This window comes from Stenotrophomonas sp. YJH_SMC_21, assembly GCF_059369555.1.
Window position 1 is genome coordinate 179,097 of record NZ_JCAFSU010000004.1, and the last position, 24,052, is coordinate 203,148.

20 protein-coding genes and 1 tRNA gene are annotated in these 24,052 nt (G+C 64.7%); 16 read left to right on the forward strand and 5 right to left on the reverse strand.

Features of this window, described 5'->3' with window-relative positions; all coding sequences use genetic code 11:
• The first annotated feature begins 13 nt into the window (after window positions 1–13).
• The 3 genes from ispH to AC5P67_RS08365 all read left to right on the forward strand — a co-directional run bounded on the left by ispH (window position 14) and on the right by AC5P67_RS08365 (window position 3,733).
• Entirely contained in the window at window positions 14–964 is a 951-nt protein-coding gene (ispH, locus tag AC5P67_RS08355) for a 4-hydroxy-3-methylbut-2-enyl diphosphate reductase (protein WP_262224958.1), read from the forward strand.
• Between the two features lie 223 nt (window positions 965–1,187).
• Entirely contained in the window at window positions 1,188–3,071 is a 1,884-nt protein-coding gene (locus tag AC5P67_RS08360; RefSeq protein ID WP_012479508.1) for a M61 family metallopeptidase, read from the forward strand.
• The gene (locus AC5P67_RS08365; protein ID WP_060381211.1) at window positions 3,068–3,733 is read left to right on the forward strand and encodes a lysoplasmalogenase; all 666 of its coding nucleotides are present in this window, start codon (window positions 3,068–3,070) and stop codon (window positions 3,731–3,733) included. Before AC5P67_RS08360 ends, AC5P67_RS08365 begins: the two co-directional genes overlap by 4 nt.
• Before the next feature lie 82 nt (window positions 3,734–3,815).
• Here AC5P67_RS08365 and AC5P67_RS08370 read toward each other — a convergent pair whose 3' ends face one another.
• From AC5P67_RS08370 to AC5P67_RS08390, 5 genes are read right to left on the reverse strand one after another with little or no spacing between them, the layout of a single operon-like run.
• Window positions 3,816–4,535 carry a hypothetical protein gene (locus tag AC5P67_RS08370; RefSeq protein WP_012479510.1) on the reverse strand — a complete coding sequence of 240 codons (720 nt, stop codon included), beginning with the start codon at window positions 4,533–4,535 and terminating at the stop codon, window positions 3,816–3,818.
• Complete coding sequence (locus AC5P67_RS08375; RefSeq protein ID WP_099527507.1) at window positions 4,532–5,488, reverse strand: hypothetical protein; 957 nt, start codon at window positions 5,486–5,488, stop codon at window positions 4,532–4,534. Before AC5P67_RS08375 ends, AC5P67_RS08370 begins: the two co-directional genes overlap by 4 nt.
• A 46-nt stretch (window positions 5,489–5,534) precedes the next feature.
• Window positions 5,535–8,321: a TonB-dependent receptor gene (locus AC5P67_RS08380; RefSeq protein WP_099527506.1), complete on the reverse strand. Its 2,787-nt coding sequence runs from the start codon at window positions 8,319–8,321 to the stop codon at window positions 5,535–5,537.
• Between the two features lie 14 nt (window positions 8,322–8,335).
• Window positions 8,336–9,304, reverse strand: coding sequence for a FecR family protein (locus tag AC5P67_RS08385; RefSeq protein ID WP_049448433.1), 969 nt, complete (start codon window positions 9,302–9,304; stop codon window positions 8,336–8,338).
• Window positions 9,301–9,810: an RNA polymerase sigma factor gene (locus tag AC5P67_RS08390; RefSeq protein ID WP_080052359.1), complete on the reverse strand. Its 510-nt coding sequence runs from the start codon at window positions 9,808–9,810 to the stop codon at window positions 9,301–9,303. Before AC5P67_RS08390 ends, AC5P67_RS08385 begins: the two co-directional genes overlap by 4 nt.
• A 255-nt stretch (window positions 9,811–10,065) precedes the next feature.
• On the opposite strand from AC5P67_RS08390, the gene AC5P67_RS08395 reads away from it, so the two are divergent.
• The 13 genes from AC5P67_RS08395 to AC5P67_RS08455 all read left to right on the forward strand — a co-directional run bounded on the left by AC5P67_RS08395 (window position 10,066) and on the right by AC5P67_RS08455 (window position 23,977).
• Window positions 10,066–12,936 carry an autotransporter outer membrane beta-barrel domain-containing protein gene (locus AC5P67_RS08395; protein ID WP_329754834.1) on the forward strand — a complete coding sequence of 957 codons (2,871 nt, stop codon included), beginning with the start codon at window positions 10,066–10,068 and terminating at the stop codon, window positions 12,934–12,936.
• 97 nt (window positions 12,937–13,033) lie between these two features.
• Entirely contained in the window at window positions 13,034–14,038 is a 1,005-nt protein-coding gene (locus tag AC5P67_RS08400) for a 2-hydroxyacid dehydrogenase (RefSeq protein WP_227415820.1), read from the forward strand.
• Between the two features lie 50 nt (window positions 14,039–14,088).
• Window positions 14,089–14,164 (forward strand) — tRNA-Thr (locus tag AC5P67_RS08405).
• A 138-nt stretch (window positions 14,165–14,302) separates the two neighbouring features.
• Window positions 14,303–15,082, forward strand: a complete 780-nt coding sequence (locus AC5P67_RS08410; protein WP_130519109.1) for a hypothetical protein — start codon at window positions 14,303–14,305, stop codon at window positions 15,080–15,082.
• Window positions 15,083–15,120: 38 nt separating this feature from the next.
• Window positions 15,121–16,092: a hypothetical protein gene (locus AC5P67_RS08415; protein WP_024957509.1), complete on the forward strand. Its 972-nt coding sequence runs from the start codon at window positions 15,121–15,123 to the stop codon at window positions 16,090–16,092.
• A gap of 210 nt (window positions 16,093–16,302) precedes the next feature.
• A complete protein-coding gene (locus tag AC5P67_RS08420; RefSeq protein WP_024957510.1) occupies window positions 16,303–16,551 on the forward strand; it encodes a hypothetical protein in 249 nt (82 codons plus the stop codon).
• Between the two features lie 125 nt (window positions 16,552–16,676).
• Entirely contained in the window at window positions 16,677–17,348 is a 672-nt protein-coding gene (locus AC5P67_RS08425; RefSeq protein ID WP_024957511.1) for a DNA N-6-adenine-methyltransferase, read from the forward strand.
• Window positions 17,341–18,003, forward strand: a complete 663-nt coding sequence (locus tag AC5P67_RS08430) for an N-6 DNA methylase (protein ID WP_136191691.1) — start codon at window positions 17,341–17,343, stop codon at window positions 18,001–18,003. The genes AC5P67_RS08425 and AC5P67_RS08430 overlap by 8 nt, the downstream gene beginning before the upstream one ends.
• A gap of 499 nt (window positions 18,004–18,502) precedes the next feature.
• Window positions 18,503–18,673 carry a ribbon-helix-helix protein, CopG family gene (locus AC5P67_RS08435; RefSeq protein WP_140222693.1) on the forward strand — a complete coding sequence of 57 codons (171 nt, stop codon included), beginning with the start codon at window positions 18,503–18,505 and terminating at the stop codon, window positions 18,671–18,673.
• Between the two features lie 46 nt (window positions 18,674–18,719).
• The gene (locus AC5P67_RS08440) at window positions 18,720–20,369 is read left to right on the forward strand and encodes a DNA primase family protein (protein WP_495214537.1); all 1,650 of its coding nucleotides are present in this window, start codon (window positions 18,720–18,722) and stop codon (window positions 20,367–20,369) included.
• Between the two features lie 62 nt (window positions 20,370–20,431).
• Window positions 20,432–20,677 (forward strand): hypothetical protein, encoded by a 246-nt coding sequence (locus tag AC5P67_RS08445; RefSeq protein ID WP_040008462.1) that lies wholly within the window; start codon window positions 20,432–20,434, stop codon window positions 20,675–20,677.
• Between the two features lie 66 nt (window positions 20,678–20,743).
• On the forward strand, window positions 20,744–21,757 hold the full coding sequence (locus AC5P67_RS08450) for an ArdC family protein (RefSeq protein WP_111196844.1): 1,014 nt from the start codon (window positions 20,744–20,746) through the stop codon (window positions 21,755–21,757).
• Between the two features lie 360 nt (window positions 21,758–22,117).
• Entirely contained in the window at window positions 22,118–23,977 is a 1,860-nt protein-coding gene (locus tag AC5P67_RS08455; RefSeq protein WP_077684467.1) for an ankyrin repeat domain-containing protein, read from the forward strand.
• Window positions 23,978–24,052: the final 75 nt, after the last annotated feature.

A 24,052-nucleotide genomic window follows, 5' to 3' on the forward strand; every position in this document is an offset into this window, starting at 1 on the left:
GGAGATTGAACTGATGGATGTGCTGCTCGCCAACCCGCGTGGTTTCTGTGCCGGTGTCGATCGTGCGATCGAGATCGTCAAGCGCGCGATCGAAACGCTGGGCGCGCCCATCTACGTTCGCCATGAAGTGGTGCACAACCGCTTCGTGGTCGACGACCTGAAGCAGCGCGGGGCGATCTTCGTCGAGGAACTCGACGAAGTGCCGGACAACAACACGGTGATCTTCAGCGCGCATGGCGTGTCCCAGGCCGTGCGCCGGGAAGCCGAGCGCCGTGGCCTGAAGGTGTTCGACGCCACCTGCCCGCTGGTGACCAAGGTCCACTTCGAGGTCGCCCGCCACTGCCGTGCCGGCCGTGACGTGGTGCTGATCGGCCATGCCGGTCACCCGGAGGTGGAAGGCACCATGGGCCAGTGGAACCGCGAAGCCGGTACCGGGCAGATCTACCTGGTCGAGGACGTGGAGCAGGTCGCCACGCTGCAGATCAACCAGCCGGAAAACTTCGCCTACACCACCCAGACCACGCTGTCGGTGGATGACACGCGCGGCATCATCGATGCGCTGCGCGAGCGTTTCCCGGCGATGCAGGGCCCGAAGAACGACGACATCTGCTACGCCACGCAGAACCGCCAGGATGCCGTGCGCGATCTGGCCAAGCGCTGCGACCTGGTGCTGGTGGTCGGTTCGCCGAACAGCTCCAACTCCAACCGCTTGAGCGAGCTGGCCCGCCGTGAGGGCGTGGAGTCGTACCTGATCGACGGCGCGCACGAGATCGACCCGGCATGGGTGGCAGGCAAGCAGCACATCGGCGTGACGGCCGGCGCCTCTGCACCGCAGGTGCTGGTCGATGGCGTGCTGGCGCGCCTGGCCGAACTGGGCGCCACCGGCGTGGGCGAGCTGGACGGCGAACCGGAATCGATGGTGTTCGCGCTGCCGAAGGAACTGCGCCTGCGCCTGGTCGACTGACCGGGAAGCGCCTCATCCACGCATGGCGTGGATCTACTGGAACTGCTCTGGCGGGTGCGAACCTGCACACGGTGGGTGCGAGCCGGCACAAGGTGGGTGCGAACCTTGGTTCGCACGCTTTTTCGCACGCAAGGATGGGCGGCCCGCCCATGACCTTTGGCCATGGGGCAGGGCACGTTACAGGCCTAGCATCGGAAGATTCTCCGCTGTTGGAACCTGCCCGATGAAGACCCGAGCCTTGGCGATGTCGTTGCTGTTCGCGCTGGCGGCCACGCCTGCACTGGCGCAGACCTCGCCACCGGCGAACGCTGAGGCCCCCGGCCTGCTGCGCATCGACGTCGACGCGCGCGATCTGGCCCGGCGCATCTTCAAGGTGACCGCTACGGTGCCGGCCAAGCCCGGCCCGATGACCCTGCTGTACCCGCAGTGGATTCCCGGCAACCATTCGCCCACCGGCCCGATCGACAAGTTGGCCGGGCTGCGCGTGACCGCCAACGGCAAGCCGCTGGCCTGGCAGCGTGACCAGTTCAACGTCTATGCGTTCAAGGTGAACGTGCCCGAGGGCGTGAGCGAGATCGTCGCCCACTTCGACTTCCTGTCCTCGCAGGGCGGCAGCCAGGGCCGGGTGGTGATGACCCCGGAAATGCTCAACCTGCAGTGGAACGCCAATTCGCTGTATCCGGCCGGCGTCGATGCGCGCAACCTGCAGGCGCAGGCCAGCGTGACCCTGCCCAAGGGCTGGTCGTTCGCAACCGCGCTGGAAACCGCGCGGCGCGACGGTGACACCGTGGTGTTCAAGCCGATCTCGTATGACCATCTGGTCGATTCGCCCTTGTTCGCCGGCGAGCACTACCAGCGCATCGATCTCGATCCGGGCGCGAAGGTGCCGGTGCACCTCAATGTGTTTGCCGACGACGCCAAGTCGCTGAAGCCGAGCGAGGCACAGATCACCATGCATCGCGCGCTGGTGCAGCAGGCCGACAAGCTTTACGGTGCGCGCCACTACAACCACTATGAGTTCCTGCTGGCATTGACCGACCGCCTCGGTGGCATCGGCCTGGAGCATCACCGTTCCAGCGAGAACAGCGCTGACCCGGGCTACTTCACCGAGTGGGACAGCAACGCTTGGATGCGCGATCTGTTGCCGCACGAGTACACCCATTCCTGGAACGGCAAGTACCGTCGCGGCGCCGACCTGGCCACCGCCAACTTCAACGTGCCGATGGGCGACAGCCTGCTGTGGGTGTACGAGGGCCAGACCCAGTTCTGGGGCCAGGTGCTGGCGGCGCGTTCGGGGCTGTGGTCGACCGCGCAGGCGCGCGACATGCTGGCCAATGTGGCCGCGACCTACGACCGTGGCCGACCGGGCCTGGCCTGGCGGCCGCTGCAGGACACTACCAACGATCCGACCATCGCCCAGCGCCGCACGCTGCCCTACCGCAACTACCAGATGAGCGAGGACTACTACTCCGGCGGCCAGATGCTGTGGCTGGAAGTGGAGGGCAAGCTGCGCGAACTGAGCGGCAACCGCCGCAGCCTGGACGACTTCGCGCGTGCGTTCTTCGGCGTCGGCAATGGCGACTGGGACGTCAACCCGTACACCTTCGATGATGTGGTCGCGACCTTGAACGGCATCGCGCCGTACGACTGGGCGACGTTCCTGCGCGGGCGCCTGGACGGCCACGGTTCGTTGACCGGCGGCCTGGAACTGGCTGGCTGGAAGCTGGTCTACCGCGATACCCCGAACGACGCCTACAAGGCGCAGGAAAAACGCGCCAAGGCGGCATTGCTGGCCTATTCGCTGGGCGCGACCGTGCTCGACAGCGGTACGGTCGGCGATGTGATCTGGGACAGCCCGGCGTTCAACGCCGGTCTTGCACCGGGCATGAAGGTGATCGCGGTTGGCGGCCGTGAGTACAGCAGCCAGCGCTTGAAGGACGCGGTGGCTGCGGCAGCGAAGGACAAGGCGCCGATCGTGCTGCTGGTGAAGCAGTTCGACCGCATCGAAACGATGAGCATCGCCTACCACGGTGGCCTGCAGTACCCGGTGCTGGAGCGTATCGCCGGCAAGCCTGACCGCCTCGCAGAATTGTGGAAGGCGCGATGAAGCCACGCGCCCGCGATGGCGTGATCCTGCTGATGGCGATTCTGGCCATCGTCGGCACGTTCCTGCACGGTGACGGGCGCTGGCTGCACTGGCTGGCCAAGCCGACCACCACGCTGCTGATCGCTGCCATCATCTGGCGCGTGCATGATCCCGCGCAGCCGTTCTATCGACGCGCGGTGCTGACCGGCATGCTGCTGTCGTGCGTGGGTGACATCGCGTTGATGCTGCCGATGGATGCGTTCGTGCCGGGCCTGGTCGCGTTCCTGCTGGCCCACCTCTGCTACATCGTGGCCTTCCGCGACGGCCTGCGTGCCGGACGTGGCCTGCTCGCCGCCAGCGTCCTGCTGGCGACGTTTGCCGTGCTCAACGTACTTGGCCTGTGGCCGCACCTGCCTGCACCGATGCGTGCGCCGGTGCTGGCGTATGTGGTGGTGCTGGCCTCGATGGCGGTGCTGGCACTGGCACGCCAGTGGCGCCGGCCACAGCCCGCTGCCGTGGGAGCCAGCAGCGCGCGCTGGGCTGCCGCCGGTGCGCTGCTGTTCGTCGCCAGCGATTCACTGCTGGCCTGGGACCGCTTCGCCGGCGGCCTGCCGCTGGCCAGCCTGCTGGTGCTGTCCACGTACCACGGCGCGCAGTACGCCATCGCCCGCTCGGTGAAATAGAAAAAGGGGACGGAGGGGATTAAGTCGCAATCCGCACCAAGGCACATGCGACTTAATCCCCTCCGTCCCCTTTTTTTGTGGCCTATCGGCGGTTCACGCCGCGCAGGGTGCCCTGCGCATCGAACTGCAGGCGCACGGATTCGCGGTCACCAGCGACGTCATCCGGCAGCCACACCAGCTTGCCGCCTTTGCGCACGATCACGTAGACGTGGCCGACTTCGGATGCGGGGTTCTGCAGCGCGTCGCGTTGTTCCTGCAGTGCCTGCGCCACGCGCGGCACGGCCTCGAAATCGATGCTGGCCAGGGGTGTGCTGCTGCGCTGCAGGCTGATGGTCGGCGCGAACTGCTGCGGGTTCACCGGATTGCCCTTGCGCCACTGGCCACGTTCGAAGTGGTAGCTGTCGACGTGACCCGGCTGTTGCGGGTCGACCAGATCGAGGTTGATGCGGCCATCGTCGTAGAAGTGGATGCTATGGAAGACCGTCAGCCTCTGGCCAGCCAGTGCCGGCAGCTGCTCCAGTGCCTGGCGCGCAGCCTGCAGGTAGTCCGCATCGAACAGGCGATTGTTGCGTTCGGGCGCCGCAGCGGTACTCGCCGCGGGGAAGGCGGCCGGGGACGGCACAAGCGATGCGGGTTGCTCGCGCGGCGACTGAGACGAGACGGAGGGTGGCAACCGGTCCGGCTGTACCGAATGCCCCAGCGTTTCGCTGATGGTCTGCACCGCGCCGCCGGCAACGGCCACGCCCGCCAGAACCAGCAGCAATACCAGGAACACGGCGCGGGTGGAGGGCGGCTGTTTCATACGCCCTCCAGGCGCACGTTGCCACGGTCATCGGGGTCGTACAGCAGGGTCACGGTTTCGCGCGGGATGTTGGCTAGATCGATCAGCGGGATGAAGCGGCGCACGCTCACCTGCTGTACGCGGCCGTCACGATCGGTGTACTCCAGCTGGAACTCCACCTGCGGCTGTTCGTTGAGGTAGGTGCCGGTCTGACGCACCTTCAGCACCCTGGCCTCCACGCCGATGCCGCGGTACTTCAACGCGTCGCCGCGCGCATCAGCCTGCAGCAGGCGGCCAAGCAGGCGCAGCCCCAAGATGTACCCACACAGCACCAGCGGGCACACCAGCAGCGGGTGGCCGAAGGACAGGAAGGTCCAGCCAAGACCCTCGCTCTGCAGCCGGTAGGCCGCCACATAGGCAGCGGCTACCAGGACGATGCAGAGCGCTGCGCCGATGCTTCGCCGCCACAGGCTGGCGACATCCAGTTCGGGCTGGGCACCGTCCAGTACCACGTTCGGGAACGCGCCCGGCACCTGGCTCAGGCGTGCATCGACGTGCCTGCCGACGCCGAAGCGCTGCAGTTGCGGCTTGCTGTCGACCACCAGCAGCTGTTCGCGGATCGGCGTGCCGGACAGGTTCTTGAAGGACAGCTGCAGTTTCCATTGCGCGAAGCCACGCACCTGTACGCCGGTCTGTTCAGCGTGTTCGATCAGCGCATCGCGCGGTTCGCCATCGGCGAGGATCGAGCGGACGCGATGCAGGGCGCGCGGTGGGCCGAGCAGCAGGAAATGCAGGAACGCGAACAGCAGAGAGAGCCATGCAGCCAGCGACAGCACAAGCAGCAGCAGGGACAGCCATGGCGCGCTGCGATCAGCCAGCGCCACCGGCCAGGAGGTTCCGAAATAGAGGATGCAGGGGAAGGGCAACGCGAAGAACAGCAGGAACGCGCCCCAGAACCAGAGATAGGCTTTCATGGGGAAGGTGGCAGACCGGTGGAACAGGCCGCGTAGCGTACTACGCTCAGCGGAACTGCAGGGTAAGCAGGTAGTAGCGACCCAGTGGATCGTCCAGCCCCGGCATCTGCCCACCATTGCCGACCAGGTAGTTCACCGGTTGCGCATCAAGCACGTTGTGCACGTCCAGCGCCGCGATGACGCGTGTGCCCAGGCGGCGCGCCAGGTGCAGGTTCCAGCGCAGCTGGCGCGGATTCATGCAGTGGTTCTGTTCGATCTGCCGCTGCGGGCACTCGGCGCCGGGCAGCCATGCGCGGGTGCGGCCCACCTGGTTGCCGCGCAGGGCGATGTCCCAGTTGCTGTTCTGCCATTGCACGTTGAGGACCGCCGCCATCTCGGGCGTGACATGCCCGCGCAGGTCGATCGCCGGCTCGTGGTCCCGACGGCGGCGCAGCTCCTGCTGCTTCAGCGCGTCCAGCGAGAACAACCACTGGCCGGTGCTGCCGGTGTCGATCCGGTATTCGCCACGCAGCACCCAGTTGCGGGAAGTGGTGCGGCCGATATTGTCGAACGACAGGCGGAGGCTGCTCAGGTTGCCATCCTCATCCAATTGCCAGGTGTCACGGTTCCACACGGCATCGGCCGGCTGCAGCGCGAGGATCTCGTTGCGCAGCTCGACGATGTTGTGGGTCAGCGAAAGCGAGAACGCATCGCTGGGTGACCAGGTCGCCGCCAGTGAATGGCTGCGTGAGCTCTCGGCCTTGAGCGCGTTGTTCTCCTCCACATCCGCAGTGACCACGCAGCGGCCGTCCGGCTCGCTCTGTGCACAAGGTGGCAGTGCGCTTGAGACGGGCAGGGTAAGGGTGCCGAACTGTCCTGGCGGGCGGCGCTGTTCGAACAGGCTGGGCGCGCGATAGCCGCGGCCGCTGGCCAGCAGGAACGACCAGTGCGGTGTTGGCGTCCAGCGCAGGCCGGCACGGGGCGAGAATGCCGTGTAGTCGCCGTCGTAGTCCCAGCGCGCGGCCAGGTCCATGCGCAGTTCCGACGTGAGTGGCAGGCCCAGTTCCGCATACGCGCCGCCACTCTGCCGCGACAGGCGCCGCTGCTGCTGCGGCAGCCCCAGTGCCAGATCGCCCTGGCTCAGCAGGGTGTCCGGGTGCGACGTCCAGCGTTCATGGCGCAGATCGATGCCGGTAGCCAGCTGCGCATTACCGCCCCGCATCGGCATCAATGCGCGCTGTATGCCCCACCAGCCCTGCCACTGCTCGGTAAGTCCACGGTTGCGGATCGATGGGAAGAGCGAAGTGGCTTCATCGGCGGGCAATGCATCGAAGCCTGGCAGGAACCTGAGCGACTGCGCAGCCTCGATGAACGGTTCGGCGCGCACGGTGCCCGGCGTGGCCAGGGTGACGTCGCTGCGCTGCGCGCTGATGCCGGCGTCCCAGCTGTGGCTGCCCTGGTCCCGGCCGATGCCCAGGGTGATATCGGCGTCGGTGGCACGGACCTGGGGACGCACATTGCCGGCTTCGCGCAGGACGCTGTTGAAGGTGTACCCGTACAGGCCGAGGGCGACGGCGGTCGGGCCCAGATCGAAACGCTGCCGGTTGTGGCTGGCGCGGGCTTCGGCATAGACGTAGCGTCCCTGGCCACGCTCATGCCGGTAGCGCAGATAGGCCGAGGCGGTATCGGAGGCCGGTTGAAGCGAACGAGGGCGCGAACTGTCGAACCAGCAGGCGCCATTGCGTCGTTTCAATGGTCCGTCGCAGCGCGTCGCGGGCCAGTAGTCGCCATCGCGGAAGGCGCCGATCAGGTACTGCGACGTCTCGGCGTGCCAGTCACGCTGGTCCCCCGCCAGGTGATCGACGCGATGCAGGTCGATGCCTGCGAACCAGCGGTCGCCGCTCCCGCGCAGGCCTCCGGTGGCGGCCTGCACGCGGTACTGGCCAGCGTCGCCACGACTGCTCAGACCGGTCTGCAGCGTTGCCTCCGGGCCGTCGGCCTGGTCGCGGAGGATGATGTTGACCACGCCGGACATGGCATCGGCACCGTAGATGGCCGATGCACCGCCGCGCACCAGTTCGATGCGTTCGACAAAGCTGAGTGGAATGCCGCCCAGGTCGGTGAGCCCGCCCTGTTCCAGGGACACCATTGGATAACGGGGCAGGCGCCGGCCATTGACCAGGAACAGGGTGGCGCGCGGTCCCATGCCATCCAGGCTGGTGGTGGCGGCTGCACCGACAGGCAGGTACTGCGAATCGCCACTGCGTGCGCTGCTCATCGCTGGCAGCCCGTTCATGCCGGGCAGGTGTCGCAGCAGGTCGAACAGGCTGCCGTAGCCACTGCGCAGGATGTCTGCGCGATCGATCGTGGTCACCGGCAGGGTGGTCTGCACGGAGGTGCGCGGCAACCGGCTGCCGGTGACATGGATCGGCGCCAGGTCCACCTGGGGGGGCGACTGCGGGGGCATGCGCGGGCGCGGCGCCACCGTTGCCGGAACCGGCGGCGCGACGGCGGGCGCGACGCGGATGCGGCGGACCACGAAGCCACCGGACGGTGTTCGAAGGATGGTCACCGGCATGCCGGCGACCAGCTGTTTCAGGGCCGATGCTGGATCGGCCTGGCCATGGGTGCCGTTGGCATGGAGCCCCGCCAGTTCCCGGGCATCGAACACCAGAGCGATGCCGCTTTGCCGTGCCCATTGCTGCAATGCCGAGGGCAACGGGCCAGCGTTGATGCGGTAGTCGTGGGTGGCAGCCGGATCGCCTGCGAGGGCGGCAGGCGGCGCGGCGACCAGCAGCGCCAGGCACAGCAGGGGGCGGAGCAGCCCCCACTGCAGCGCGCCTGGTCCTGCCATCACCGCAGGCCTCCTCAGTACGTGCGGCGCAGTTCCAGCGCGCCATCCGGGCGCGTCTGGCCAGCAATGGACCAGCCAAGTTCCAGCGCGGATAGCAACTCCTGTGCGTCGCCTGCGCGGAACGTGCCGCTGACTGCCAGATCGGTGATCTCCGGGTCGGCGATCACCAGCGGTGCATGGCCATAGCGGTTCATGCGTTCGACCACGATCGACAGCGGGGTGGCATCGAAGACCAGCTGCCCACGCAGCCAGCCCTCGGCGGCTGCCGTGGAGGACAACGCTGGGCCGGGCTGGATGCGCCCGGAGGGGAGTACCTGCAGTTGCTGGCCAGGGGCCAGGGTGTGCTGGGCGGCGCCGTTGCTGACTTCCACCGCACCCTCCAGCAGCGCGACCTCGACCAGGCCATCGTGCAGGCGCTCGACCTGGAAGGTGGTGCCGATATCGCGGATGGTGCTGGTGCCGGCGCGCAGCTGCAGTGCTTTGTTCGATGGCGCGACCTGCAACTGCAGGCGGCCGCGTTCGAGGTCCAGCTCGCGGTGGCGCCAGCCAAAGCGTGCGTGCAGCGTCGTGCCGGCATCGAGCATGGCTACGCTGCCATCGGGCAGGGTCAGCCGCTGCGCCTGATGCGTGTCATTGGCAAAGCGCTGCGGGGCTGGGTTGCCATCCACCGCTACCATCCAGCCCACGCCGATGGCCAGGCAGATACCAGCGGCCGCGGCCGCAGCAGGCAGCCAGCGGCGTCGGGCAGGCCGTGCCGCACGCGCCGCAGCCGTCCGCAGCCATGGGTCCGCAGCCAGGCCCTGGCCCTGCTGGAAAAGATCTTCGGCCTGCGCCCAGGCTTTGACATGGGCAGGGTCTTCAGCCAGCCAGTCTTCGAACGACTCGCGTTCGGCAGGGGTGCAGTCCGGGGCCTCCAACCGCGCCACCCAGGCGCTGGCGCGTGCGAACAGCGAGGCGTCCTCCGTGTGCCGGTGGCTGCTCATTCGGTATCCCCGTCGTTGTGCAGCGGATCCGGTCCCAACTCCTGGCGCAGGCCCTGCAGGGCGCGGGCGATGTGTTTTTCCACGGTCTTGGCTGTAATTCCACAGTGCCGCGCGATCTGCGTATAGCTCATGCCGGTGATCCGGTTGAGCAGGTACACCTCGCGCGCACGCTCGGGCAATTTGAAAAGGGCCTGCCGCAGCAGGGACAACATCTGCCCGGACTCTGCCTGGCGCAAGGGGTCCGGCGACGGGCTGGTGGGCTCGTCGTGACCATCATGCTCGGCCAGTGACAGGTGCGGTCGCGACTGCGGCGATCGGCCGCGATCGGCCAGGCGATTGCGCGCGATACGATACAGCAGCAGGCGCAGTTCGTCGGTGCCGTGCGCGCGATAGCGGATCAGCCGCTCCATGCAGTCCTGCGCGATGTCCTCTGCATCCTCCGGCCCGACGCCCCGTGTGCGCAGGAACGCGCACAGTGGCGCGCGTTCCTCGCGTACGAACGCGATGAAGGCGTCCGCAGGCGCGGGTGGCTCCGGCGCGTGGTGGATCAGGGGGGACGGAACGGACAGGGCTGGCCTCGGCTGACGTTGGCGGGTGCGCCTTCGAGTTTTACGCGACGATGACCGGATGGGGAAGAGTGTGTGGTGCCCCTCTCTCATTGTGAATGCATTCATTTTTTCCGGCCGACCGGGCTGGGGGAGATTCCGGCGCTCTGCCGTTTGACTCCTTACCCGCGTGTTGCGGGTGGAGAGAGAGAACGTATGAAGCATTCGAAGTTGAGCCTGGCCCTGGCCGGGCTGATCGCCGTTGGCGCCATCGCGGCGGCTGATGACGTCATGGCAATGAGTTATCACGTGCAGGGGGATCGCATCTTCCTGAGCGGCGGGGTGACCTACGCCGATGTGGTGTCGTTGCCCGCGTTGCTGGCCAAGGCACAGGCCGAGGGCCGGCCGATCCGCGAAGTGGTGCTGCGCACCTCCAATGGTGGCGCGCTGATCGCCGGCGAGTGGCTGCAGGGCGTGATCCGCACGTCCGGCCTGAACACCATCGTGTCCGGCCACTGCATTTCGTCCTGCTCGATCATGCAGTCCGGTGGCGTCGAACGCTATCTGGCCGGTGATCTGCCGATCGTCGATTCGGTACAGATCCACGCGGCCAGCAACAGCGGCAAGGTGATCTACACGCCGTCGCCACGGATGACCCAGATCTACACCGGCAACTACGGCGGCGGCATCGATGCCGGGCTGCTGCACAAGGCCATGTATGAAGTCGTGCAGCCCAACGGCCTGCTGGTGTTCCGCGATCCGGCGCGCACCACGGGTGCCTCGGTCACTTTCGATCCTGATGGCAGCGGCAGCAAGCTGGAGTCGTTCCCGGGCCAGGACATCTACAGCAACAGGGTCATCACCGCCAAGGGCTACCGCGACCCGGGCGATACGTTGAATGTCACCGCCAACGTGAGCGGCGACATCAACCCGGGCTACCTGCGCACCGGTCGCCAGCTGCAGACCTTCGTCGATGATGACTTCGCGCGCTGGAACACCAACTGGCAGTCCAGCTACATCAACCTGGCGCAGAGCATCTACAACGCCTCCAGCAATGGTCCGCAGGGCATCGGCGCGAACTCGGTACAGGACTACCAGAACGATCCTACATACAAGGCCCTGCTGCTGTCGAAGCTGCGCCTGGGTGACCTGGATGTGTCCACGCTGGACAACTCCATGGGCGTGATCCGCGTGACCAATGGCGCGACATGGCGGACCTCCGCGACCACCGGTGCCGACTTCATGCTGGTCGACAACGGCACCATCGCGCTGGAAGGCGGCGCCCTGCGCGCTTCGGAGGTGCGGGTAATGGCCGCAGGCATGCTGGTCGGCAATGGTGACGTGGCCGGCACCGCTATGGATCTCAGTGCGTTGGCCAGCGGTACCCGCCCGTCCTGGCGCGAGGATGGCTTCAATCGCCTGCGCGTGTACGGGACCCTGATGCCGCGCGGCGGCGATCTGGTCACCCATGGCTACGTCAACATCATGCCGGGCGGGAAGGTGCTGTTCGATGTGACCGAAAACGGCGGGGCTGGCAGTGGCCGCCTGCATGTAGGCAGTTTCTTCGACAGCAAGCAGACCGACGGCGCCCTGGTGATCTCCAAAGGGGCCTTCCTCGAACTGAACGTGGCGCAGGGTTACTACGGCCAGGACTTCCGCCGTGACCTGGTGCAGGGCCCGATCTACCAGGGCGGCTTCGAAGAGGTCGTGCGCCTGGGGGACACCGGCTACAGCGCCAGCATCACCGGCGGCGAGGTGTTCCGCCCACGCCACAACTCGCTGCTGAGCTTCAACGTGAAACAGACCGCGGATGGCCTGTGGTTGACCGCCAACCCGGGCTTCGACCAGCTGGGGCTGTTTGCCAATGGTGCTTCGGGCGATGCCCTTGGCCGTGCGCTGGCGACCGCTTCCGATCGCAGGGATGGTGGCCTGAAGTCGCTGCTCGGCGCGCTGCAGTTCGCCGACCGTTATGTGATCGCACAGCAGGCCGGTGCCCTGCGCGGTGACGCGCACGCGAGCCTGCGCCTGGCCGACAACGCATTGGTGGGCAGCATCGGCAACGTGGTGCAGCAGCACCAGGCCGCGATGCGCAGTGGCGGTGATGCCGACGGCCTGGCCTCGCAGGCCGCGCAGTCGGTGTCGGCGCAGCCGGGCATGCGCCACGGCAGCCTGTTCAACCAGCTGGCCATGCATCTGGTCGAGCCGGCGGCGGGCGGCGGTGAAGGCAGTGGCCCTGGTCGCAACCATGGCCTGTGGGCGCGCGGTTTTGCCAGCCACGGCCGCATCGATGCCGACGGTGGCGTGGCAGGCTTGAGCCATAACATCGGCGGCATCGTCGTCGGCGCCGATACCCGCGTTGCCGATGACCGCGTCACCCTGGGCGTCAGCGTGGCAGCGGCGGATATGTCGACCAAGGGCCGCGACGGCTCCGACTTCAGTGGTGACGTGCGCGCGCTGGACGTGGGCGGCTACCTGGACGCGACCTATTCGCGCGGCTATCTCTCGGCGGCGGTGCGCTACACAGACCTGCGTCACGACACCCGCCGCAGCGTCAGCGGTATCGATGGCCTGCAGCAGCCGCTGCGTGCCACGTACAGCAACGATGCGATCTCCGCGCGGGTGGAGCACGCGTTCTCATTCACCACGGGCAAGGGCCTGGTGATCCAGCCGCTGTTGCCGGTGGTGGACTACGCGCGTACCTCGGCCACGCGCTTCAATGAAGGGCAGGGTGCGGGTGCACTGGTCGGTCGCAGCGGCAGCCTGGAGAGCATCCGCGTGGGCGCCGGCCTGCAGCTGTTCAGGACCTTCGAAGGCAACAACGGCGAGCGCATTACCCCGCGTGCCCGCGTGGTCTGGCAGAAGGAACTGGGCGACTCGCAGGCGCGCTACAGCACCGGCTTCGCCGCAGCACCGGATCTGGTGTTCGGGGCAAGCAGCCAGGCCGTGGGCGAGCAGGTGCTGGCCTGGAACCTGGGCGTGACCAGCCGCGCCAGCGAACGCCTGTCGATCATGGCCGACTACGTGGGCGAGCGTCGTGACGGGCAGATCCAGAACGGCGTGATGCTGGGGCTGGGTTACAAGTTCTGAGTGGCACAGGGCACCGGCGATGTTCGCATCGCCGGTGCCATCCCCACGGACGCGTGGCTGCGGTATGGTCGGCATGGCATTCCATCCAGGTTCTTCCATGCAGATCGCCGTCTTCAGCGCCCGACCCTACGACCGTCGCTTCCTGGACGAAGCCAACCTGCGTGAGGCGGCGGGGCAGGGTTACACGTTCGTCTACTTCGATGCCGCGCTGGATGTGCATACCGCAGCGCTGGCACAGGACTGCGCCGCGGTCTGCGTGTTCGTCAACGATCGGCTGGATGCGCAGGTGCTGCGCGCGCTGCACGCGTTGGGTGTGCGGGCCGTGCTGCTGCGCTGTGCGGGCTTCAACAATGTGAACCTGGCCGCTGCGAAAGCGCTGGACCTGTTCGTCGCGCGGGTGCCGGCGTACTCGCCCGAAGCCGTGGCCGAGCATGCACTGGCGCTGGTGATGACCCTCAACCGCCAGACCCATCGTGCCTACAACCGCGTGCGCGAGGGCAACTTCATGCTCGATGGCCTGCTCGGGCGCACCCTGCATGGCCGCACGGTCGGCATCATCGGTACCGGCAAGATCGGCCTGGCCACCGCGCGCATCTTCAAGGGCATGGGCTGCACGGTGCTGGGGCACGATCCGTATCCGTCGGCGGCCTTCGCAGGTATCGGCGAGATGGTTGCGCTGGATGAACTGCTGGCGCGCGCTGACATCGTCTCGCTGCACTGCCCGCTGACGCCCGATACCCAGCACCTGATCAATGACGCCTCGCTGGCGCGGATGAAGCCGGGCGCGATGCTGGTCAACACCTCGCGCGGCGGATTGGTGGATACCCATGCAGTGATCCGCGGGCTGAAGTCGCGCCGGCTCGGCCACTTGGCCATCGACGTGTACGAGCAGGAAAGCGCGCTGTTCTTCCAGGACCTGTCCGGCGAGATCATCGACGACGAGGCCTTCCAGCGCCTGATGACCTTCCCCAACGTGCTGGTGACCGGCCACCAGGGCTTCTTCACCGTGGAGGCGCTGCAGGAGATCTCGGCGATCACGCTGGGGAACCTGCAGGATTTCGCGGCTGGGCGGGTGTGTGCCAACCGGGTAGAGGCGGACTGAGCCGGGTGGATTGACCGCCGGGGCGCCCAGCCCGTAAAATCGCGGGCTCCGCCGGAATAGCTCAGTTGGTAGAGCGGCGCATTCGTAATGCGTAGGTCGTAGGTTCGATTCCTATTTCCGGCACCAGTTTCAAGGTTGCAAAAAGCAGTAAAATCAAGGGGTTGGCCGGGTATCCGTCCAGCCCCTTTTTCTTGCCACCCCCAGTCCACCCCGGGAAAAACAGGGATTTCCAGGGATCGTTTTTCCCCACTTTTTCCCCAGCCCATGAACGGAATGCTGCACATCTTGCGCACCATGTTCCCCGACAAGCCGCTCTTGTCGGTCGAAGACGTGGCGCGCGTGCTCAACCGAACGGGGGCCGGCGGCTACGAGCAAACCCGCGAGCAACTGGCGGCCGGCGTCATCGTTCCCGGCCTGCGCAAACTGGGCGGTAGTTGGCTGGTGCCGGTGACCGCGCTCGCCGAGGCGCTCGACGGGCTCACAGACACCGACGCGGCCGGGCAGGCCACCCCAAAGGCCCACCCAGCCCGGCACACGGTCACCCGTGCCAACCCCATCGTGCCGCGCAAGGGGGGGCGGGTTCCTGACCGGGCCAAGCACATGGCACTGGCCGACATGACGTCCCTGGCTTTTGCGTTGGCCACCTTCGATGCAGCGGAGTTTTGGGGCGAGGTGCTGGCCGTGCTGGGGCAGCCCTTGCCGCGCCCTGCGCTGACCGCAACGCCCGCCGACTGCTTCGCCGAGCTTCAGCCCTGGGTGCGGCAGAACGGGCGTTTGGTGGGCCATGTGCAACTGCTGCCCATCGAGGAGCGCGACAGGGCCCTGGCAGAGGGCGAAATCTGGGAGGCCCCCCTGGCCGAGGCGCTGCTGGAGCCTTGGACCAGCGTTGCGGCGCGCGAGCCATTCGATGACGCGATGGAGGCGGCTCAGTCCGCGTTCCAGGCGGCGTGGAGGGAGGTCCGCAACCAAGCCCGTGCTCAAGGCTTGGACGACGGTCTGCCGCCCGCGGCGGACCCAATCACTCGCACGCCGTTCCGCTTCTAAGCATCTACAGTCCCCACCGATCCTAGTGGTTGCCCCGTATGTCGTTTGATTCGAAAGCAAAGACCGAAGCGGCGCTGATCCGTCGCTATGCTGACCGCTACGGGCACGTGGATGACACGTTCGCGGGCGGGTGGGGGGTAACCTGGGGAAAGTTGCTGCGCGCTCTGGACAAAGAGCTGGCCGATGAGAAGAAGCAACGCCAGGAACTGGGGGCTGGCAAGCGGGAGGCGGTGTGGATGGACACATGGACCGCAGCCGAGGCCGCGGGCCTGCTGAACATGACTTACGAAGCCTTCAACGCGTGGGCTCGCAAGGTGGGCGTGGTGGTGGACAAGCCGGGGCAGGCACGCACCCACGCAGCCATATCGTTGGTGGACCTTCTCGACGCCCTCGAGGACGAGAAAACGCGTCCGGCAGGGCGCCCATGGCGGGACGCGAGGGAGCCAGGCCATCTCTTGGGGGCCACGCGAACGTTGCCGGAAGGCTTGGCGACGTTTCGAGAGCAGCTCAATGGCGACCTCCTGCTCACGATTGGGGTCGATGAGCGAGGCGAGCGGGTGGTGGCGTCGGTAAGACCTGGTCAAACCTTGGGCGCGAAGGATCACATTCGGATGTTCTTCCGAGGCAAGAGCATCGCTGAGGTTGATCAACACAACTACTTCAAACTCGAGGTCGAGAAGTGCGGACTGGCCGAAGCGTTCGGCATGCCTTGGGCACAGCCCGCACTGAAAGGCGCGTTGCTCCAATGCCACAAGGACTGGCTGGGTGCCGTTTCCGACTTCATGGCGTGGGAGGAATCCCTGGCCATCAAAGACGCATCGGAAGCCCGGGCTGCATTCGATGCCGAAGAGGACCCGCAGGCCGCGCCAGCCATGGTGCTGAAAGCGCGCGAAGCAGAGCGAATGAAGGACGCGAAGATGGCGCTCACGGCTCGTAACGAAGCAAGGGCGGAACTGCTGGACGTCTCGCTTCCGGCCCCTGCCCCGAGCAGAAAGGGAACGCCCTTTTAGACGGCCCTTCAGGGGCGCAACGCCCCTGTCTCGCCGGCTGCCCGCCGGCTCGGTCGTGGAGAGATAAAAGCGGGGAGGCAGCGGCTTCCGCCGCCGCCCCAGCGTGGCTGGATGAATGAGGATTCAGGTCCAAGAGGGGAGGCCCTCTTAGGGCATCGAAGCGCGCGGATCGTGACTGGAAAATGGAGCCACACCAGCACGGAGACAGTCATGCAACCGCTCATCCTCTCGCTCGACCCCTCGCTCTTGAACCAGTTCTCTAACGTGACCTCGCAGGCCCTCGCGGACGCCCTGGCCGACGTTCTGCCCCACGCGTTGGGCGTGCTTGCCGCCGACACCAGCACGTCGGTCAACGTGCCCAACCGCGACCTGCGGGGCGTGCCCTCCGGCCAGGTGCTCACCCTGCAGCTGGCAACGCTGGACGCCTTCCTCGACGTCCAAGACGCCGCCAACGGCTAAGCCAGCAGCGCAGCGGTAGCCCGGGGCCAGGTCTGGCCCAACCCCTCAACCCTTTTCGCGAAACGCGGCCGACCAGCCGTGCTGGCGGAGCTTTGCCCCAAAAAACTCAAACCTGGAGATTTCCCATGAACGTTGTTGCTCGCCCCCTCCCTGTTTCGACCAAGCCGAAGAAGCCCGCGAAGAAGCCCAAGCAGACCAGGCTTTCGCTCGCCGTCGCCAACAACGTTGGTTACGACCGGGCGCCGGAAGGCATCACGACCGAAACCTGGCTCACCCCGCCGGAGATCGTCCACGGCCTGGGTCCGTTTGACCTGGATCCCTGCATCCCGCAGCAGGGCATGCCCTGGCGCACGGCCACCCGGATGCTGAAGCCCAGCGACGACGGGCTCAAGACGCCCTGGCCAAAGTCGGCGTTTGTGTGGATGAATCCGCCCTACGGCGGGCACAAGAACAGCCCGACCAGCCAGCACCGCTGGATGGAGAAGGCCGCCGAGCATGGCAACGGGATTGCCCTTGTGCTGGCGCGGATGGAAACGAGCTGGATGCAGGAGTCGGTGCTCAACCACCCCAGCGTTTCAGCGGTGGTGTTCACGAAGGGGCGTCTGTCGTTCTGCCGCCCGGATGGGACCCTGGGCACGAGTTGCCCGGCGGGATCGGTGTTCATCGGCTACGGTGCTGCAGCCGCGCGCAGGCTCAAGCGGGGAGTGGAGTCTGGCCTGATTCGCGGAACCTACCTCGACATGGCCCACGTGAGCCGGGTGGCGGGCGCTGACGTGGGGGCGGCTAACAATGAATGAGGTCACTGCGCTTGTGAAGGCCATCCGCGCCATTCCTTCCACTCCTGGCAAGCCGTGGAATCCGCGGGTTGCATTCGAAACGTTCGTTCAGCACGCACTGATGTCAATGGCACATATCCACGCAGACACCAAGGGTCACCTCGACACCAAAGTCCTTGCTTTTGGACCCTTGAAAAAAAATGTCGAAGAAGCGCCTGAAGTGGTAGCAGCCATCAACGCTTACATCAAAGCGGTCTTCGCAAGCAGGCCGTTTGACGATGTCCTGGGACGGGTCCATGCCGAGCTGCTGGCCAGGAAGGGTGGAGAAGGGCTGGGTCAGTCTTTCACTCCCGGCGATCTTCTCGATCTGGTTCAAGCCCTTGCCACCAGGCATCGGCCTGGTGGGAGCGGAGCCAAGGTCTACGACAGCTGTTGCGGCGCGGGTTCGCTTGCCCTTGCCGCGATCAGGAGTCAACTGAAACACCTTCCAAGCGAAAAAATCCTGGTGCTGGCGGGTGACATCGATCCGTTGTGCGCAGCGATGACGGCTTTGCAGATCCACGCGAATCAAACGTTTCATTTCCTGCCGCTTGGGGCGGTCAAAGTCACGGTGGGGAACGAACTGACCGGTCCCAGGCGCCCCGGGTTTTGGTCCCACTTCCACCTCTACGAGTAGAGGCCGGAGGCCCGCCTTTCCCTCTTCAAGACTCGGCGGCGAGCAGCCGCCGGCTCTTGCTTCAAGCCGCTTTTGCTCTTGTTTTTCCTAACAGGTAACAAGCACCTGTTACCCCCTTGTTACCCGTGAAAGCCTTGTCCCATAAGGAGGTAACAAGGGGTAACAGGGTAACGGGTGGATCGCGAGCTCCCGATGGGTGTATGCATGGATGTTGTGAGCGGTGAGTGGATTTTTCTTGCGTGGATCTCTTAAACCACTTGTTACCTTGTTACCACCTGTTACCCCCAGTAAACATAAGGGTTTGAAGGGTAACAAGTGGGTAACAAGCACTTGCTACCTCCCAGGCTGATGCTTGAGGTATTTCACACTTTCAAGTGTTTCTGGAGCATCGAAAGCAGAAACGAACATCCGTTGGCGCGAGCCCTTGCCAGTTCCGTAAAGCCTGCTTAGATGGATTTGTGGCCACAACAGGACCACAAATCAAGAAACGGAGCAGGCAGTGAAGACGAAACGCGAAAAGACCGCACGGGATGAGTTGTTGAAGGCCCGGGTCAGCAAAAGTTTTAAGGCGTTGGTGGAGGAGACGGCGGTGGCCCGTGGGCAAACCCCTTCCGAGGCCATGCGTCAGGCGCTTCAAGAGTGGGTGCATCGCCCCAGTCAAGCGGCATAAAAAACCCCGGGTGCGAACCGGGGCGTTTACTACTAGGGATTACAACATGAAGAGTAAGTCGAAGACTGGCCCTGTCAAGGGCGGGGAGGCCAATGGCGACGCCGTTGATCAGGCTCCGAAGAAAAAGGGCAAGGCCTTTGGGGCCGATGCCAATCCCAACGACGCCACGGATGACCTGGGCGTTATTGGGGAAGACCTCTCGTTTGAGCTGGCTTATGCCGACGATATGCGCCGCGCCAACTGTTTCCGCATTGGCGGCAAGATGGACAACGGCGAGATCGATTTTTCGCTGTATCAGTGGAATGAGTCCGAAGGCATCTGGGCCCCGCAAGCCACCCGGGAAGTAGAAGCCCACGCGTTGGACTGGATGCGCAAGCACGCCCCGGAGGACGCCAAGCAGAGCAGCGCGACCAGCTGCGTCAAGACGGCCATTCTCGAAATGATCCGCTTGCCTGGCATGAAGTTGCCTGAAAGCCAGCATCGGGCCATCGTGCCGCTGAAGGGCGGTTACCTGGAGATCCTCAAGGACGCCAACAAGAAGGCCTACATCGAATACCTGCCGGCCGACCCCAAACACGGGATCACTTCCTTGGTCCCAGCGAAGCTCAACCTCGACCAGGTGAGGTCCGGCCGCTACACCCCCAAGCCGTTGGACCCCAAGTCGCGGTGGGCCAAATATCTGGATCGCTTCATGCCGGACATGGCCGTGCGAGGGTTGCTTCAAGAAGCCATGGCGTCGTCGGTCATGCCGATGTGCCTGGAAAAAGCCTTCCTGTTGCTGGGAAGCGGCAGCAACGGCAAGAGCACCTTGCTTCACGTCCTGCGAGCCATCCACCCCAAGAACACTGCGGTCCGCATCGACAAGCTGGATGGGCAGTTCGCCATGGCACCTCTCGCTTCCAAGACTCTTTATCTGGCGACAGAGGCGCCCAAGGTCCTCTCCGATCCCATCCAGCAGGTCTTGAAGGCGCTTATCTCGCGCGATCCCATGTCAGCGGAGAACAAGGGCAAAGATGCCTACACCACGGTGCCGCGCGGCACGCTCTTCCTGGCACTGAACGCCATGTTCTCGGTGACGAGTCACGAACACGGCTTCTGGCGAAAGATTTGCATGATCCCGTTCAATGTGCGCCTGGCCGAGAACGACAAGGACCGCGATCCGGACTTCCACAAGAAGCTGACCGAGGACCCGGCGGAAATGGCCGTGATCATCGACTGGCTGCTGGAGGGGGGCATGCGCCTCATTGAGCGTGGCGGCCTGCCCGAGGAAATGCCCGAGGCCGTCAAAGCGCTGGCCGAGCAGACCCGGCAAGAGACGGACACCACGGCATCTTATTTCGCCGAGCGCATGGTCATCGAAGAAGAAGGCACGTGGACCGACAAGAACGACATCTATGCAGACTACCGAAACTACGTTCTGGATGAGCTGGGCCGCAAGCCGGTGGGTGCTGAAGAGCTTTGGAAGCGGGTGCGCGAACGGATGCCGGGGCTCCAGCAGAAGCAGAAGAAGGCGACGAAGGGATCGAAGGCCGAGCGCTGGGTCAACCTGCGCGTGGGGGGATTGAAGCCGCGCCTGGAGGGCGGGGCTCCCCAGGCCATCCCGGACGAGGAGGTTCCGTTGGGTGACCCTCTGAGCAAAGAGGCCATGGAAGCCATCGCCCTCCTGTCGGGCGCACCGATGGCTGAAGCCGCGTAGGCCTTTACAACCGGCGATGGTGCGCTATTGCAAAGGGGTATCCAAACCAAGACGGAGCCCCCATGCCATCGCCCGACCACATTCCCGAAGACGCTTTCCACGAAGAAGCTATCACCGCTGCCGATCTAGAGAGCCCAGAGACACCGGAAGCGGACCCGCAATACTTGCTCGTGCAAAGCGGGTTTGGTCTCCACGTCCGTCTGGGAAAAGACGGCGACCAGGGATTGCGCAGCGAGGACGAAATCGCCGAGCTGGTGCGGCGAGCGTTGTATCACCGCAAGAGTCTGACCCTTCATATCGAGTTCTGACCCCATCTACCCACAACCACCTGTTGAGAGGCGCAGGAGGTTGAAAAAGATTTGAGGCAACCACCCATGTCCAAGTATTCCGATCTCATCCAAGCCACCGCCGAGCGAATGCTCGACCTCATGAAGCAGGGCACCATCCCCTGGCGCCGACCCTGGAACGACCCCGACGCCCCGAAGAACGGCTCGATCAACGGGCCGTGGAATCCAACCTCGGGCAAGTCCTATAGGGGCTCGAACACACTGATCCTTCTCGGGGCGCAGATGGCCCATGGCTACAACGACAATCGCTGGCTGACCTACCGGCAGGCAGAAAGCATTGGGGCCCAAGTCAAGCGCGGCGAAAAGGGCCAGCAGATCGCTTACTGGGATTTCAGCAAGGCCGGCAAAGCCAAAGACGGGGCCGAGCCGTTGACCGAAGGCGAAGAGAAGAGCGGATACCAGGGACCATCGGTGTTCGTCGCCACGGTGTTCAATGCCAGCCAGATCGACGGCATGCCGGAGCCCCCGCCGCCCTTCGTCATGCCCGAGTCGATCCGTAACTTGCGTGTGCGGGAGCTGCTGGACCGTCACCAGCCGAAGGTTCACCACGACGGTGGCAACCGGGCGTTCTATAGCGTCGCTGCCGATTCAATCCACCTGCCGAAGCACCACACTTTCAGAGATGACGTCAGCTATCAGGCCACGCTGCTCCACGAACTGGCCCATTGGACTGGAGCGAAGCACCGCCTCGACCGAGACCAGACCGGGCGATTCGGCAGCCAGGACTACGCCAAAGAGGAGCTGGTTGCAGAGCTGTCCAGTTTGTTCATTTCCGAGCGCCTGGGTATTGCCCTGGGCAAGGAGCACGAAGAGCAACACGCCGCCTACCTGCAGTCCTGGATGAAAGCCCTGGCCGATGACCCCAGGACCCTGTTCCGCGCAGCCAGCCAAGCGGAGAAGGTCATGACCTTTTTGGACATCCCGGCGTTTGAACGCGAGCCGCTGCCGCAGGTCAAGAAGGAGCAGGACATGGAGCAGGGGCGAAAGACGGAAGCCGGTCGAAGGACCCCATCGCGACGCAAGGAACGCCAGGTTGCTTAGCGCAGGTAGGGGGTTGACCTTTTGAGGTTTCGAGTTAGAAATGAATGTGCTGGGGGAAGACCCGGCTGTGGTCCGATTCCTCTACTTCTAACTGAGAACTTTTCCAGGGTGAGCGGTTAGAAGGTGGTTGGGTGGTTATCCTTGCTGTATCGGTGGTTTCCGGTGGTTGCTGTCGCCGGGGTGGAAAGAATGCTTAGTTAACCGACCTGAGAAATCACTAACTAGGCACCATGTTTTTTCTTGAGCTTCTTACGCTGGGTTGAGAGGGGTGGCGAAAGCCGCCCCTTTTCTCTTTGCGGCCCCTTGCGCATCCCCCTTTCTTTGTTAAGACATGAGTATCACTCACCAAGCGGAGGAACCATGGCTGGCAACGTCTTTTCAAATCTACTTCGACCCTTCATCCGTCAAAAGGACACGGAACTACCAGGCGTGGCTTCTTCTGAGCCGCCTGAACCCCCGGTCCGGGAGCGCTTGGATGATTCAAGCCAGCGGCCAGTGGCTTCGGTGGAGCCGGTAAAAGTTTCACCCGGTGAACGTCCTCAGATGATCCCATCTTCCAATCAGACCCGGTCGGGTCAACAGAGCGCTCTGCAGGCCCAAGGGGCGATCCCATCTTCTAGTCGGACCCGGTTGGGATCGCAGAGTGCGCCCCCATCGTTCAACGATGAGGCAACGGATCGGTTGGGGAGCACTTTGGCCTTCGCTGGTCTGAAGACGAAGGGTCGCTTCGAGGACGAGGTAAGGCAGGCCATCGAAGACGGCGCCGATGTGAAAGGGTATCGCGACGCGCGCGGCGATTCCGCCTTGCATAAATGTCAGGAGCCGTGGCAGATGGAACTGCTTATCTCGGCTGGGGCGGATGTTCACGCGTTGGACAAACAAGGGCGTTCGCCTTTTGATCGCCTGTTGAGCACATACCAAAGGGAACCCGCTTGGTCCGAAAAACCTACTGCGGAAGGTTTGGCGCTGTTGGCGAAGGCCGGAGCGGATGTCAATGCCCTAAGCCAAGGGCAATCCGCTCTGCATGTTGCTGCGAAGCGAGGGCTTGAAGGCGATTGCCACATGCTTATCGATGCCGGCGCCGACGTGAATCTGCGGACGGACGGGGGAGACACCCCGCTCCACCTGGCCAGCGACCCAAGCGTTGTGCTGCGCTTGCTGGATGCCAAGGCCGATCCCTCCCTGCTGAACTCGAATGGCGAGCCAGCGCTAAAACATGATCCTATGCTTTATCGAGAAAGTATTCGGAACCACCGAGACGATTTTTCGCCGCGTGAGCGCGTCGATGCGGCGACCGACCCGATTTTCCTGGCCGAGACGCCCAGCGAGCTTGTCGCTGCGTTGGGGCAGGGCGGTAGTGTGAGGGACACCGATGCGCTGGGCCGAACCGCGCTTCATTACGTCAAAACGGGGGAGATGGTGCAGGCGTTGGTGTTGGCCGGGGCCCAGGTTGACGCAAAAGACATGGAGGGAAACATTCCTGCCCATACCGCGGACGAGCGCGCGATGGAAGAGTTGGTCGATGGGGTGGGGCGAGGCGTTCCCCAGCACCACGTAGAGAACGACAGGGGGGAAACCCCTTATGCGAGCCGGGATTACTACCACGAGGCTCGGTATTGGGATGCCGAAGCGGAAGAGCAGGCCGCGGAAAAGGCGGAGCAGACGAAGGAGGAGCAAGACCGCGTGCTCAACATTGTGGCCCTCGTTGAGGCCGGCGACGCCAAACGTCTGCTGGAGCAGGTGGATCCCAACGAAGAACTGGTCAGTCGGAACCGAACGTTCAACATCGACGGAGACGAGGGCTGGGCCTACAACAACTATGCCGGCTACAGCGTCCTCCATGAAGCGGCGAAGCAGGGAAAGACGGAACTCTGCCGAGAACTGGTGTTCGCAGGGGCGGACTGGGACAAGGGGTGTAAGCTCGTCGGCGAGCAAGGCTTTGACAACCATGTCAACGGCTTTCGAAACGAGCCTGGCATGAAGCCCATCGATTTTGCGAGCAACCGAGAGACCAAGTCGTTCTTGAACAACGCTGAGAACGAGCTGCGAGCCCACAACCGATCCAAGCTCTTGGACGAGCTTCTTCCCGCTGCCAATGCTTGGAAGCCACCGGAAGGCGGGTTTGGGGCCGACGCCCAACGGCAGGTCGGTGCGGCCATGAAGGCCCATGGGCAGGACGGCCAAACCCTGGAAGCCCCTCGCTTGCGAGCGCGCTTCTAAGGCCAAGGGAAAGGGCGGCGAAAGCCGCCTTTTCTTTTCCCGATCCCCTTGCGCAAACCAAACCGTTTGTTATGG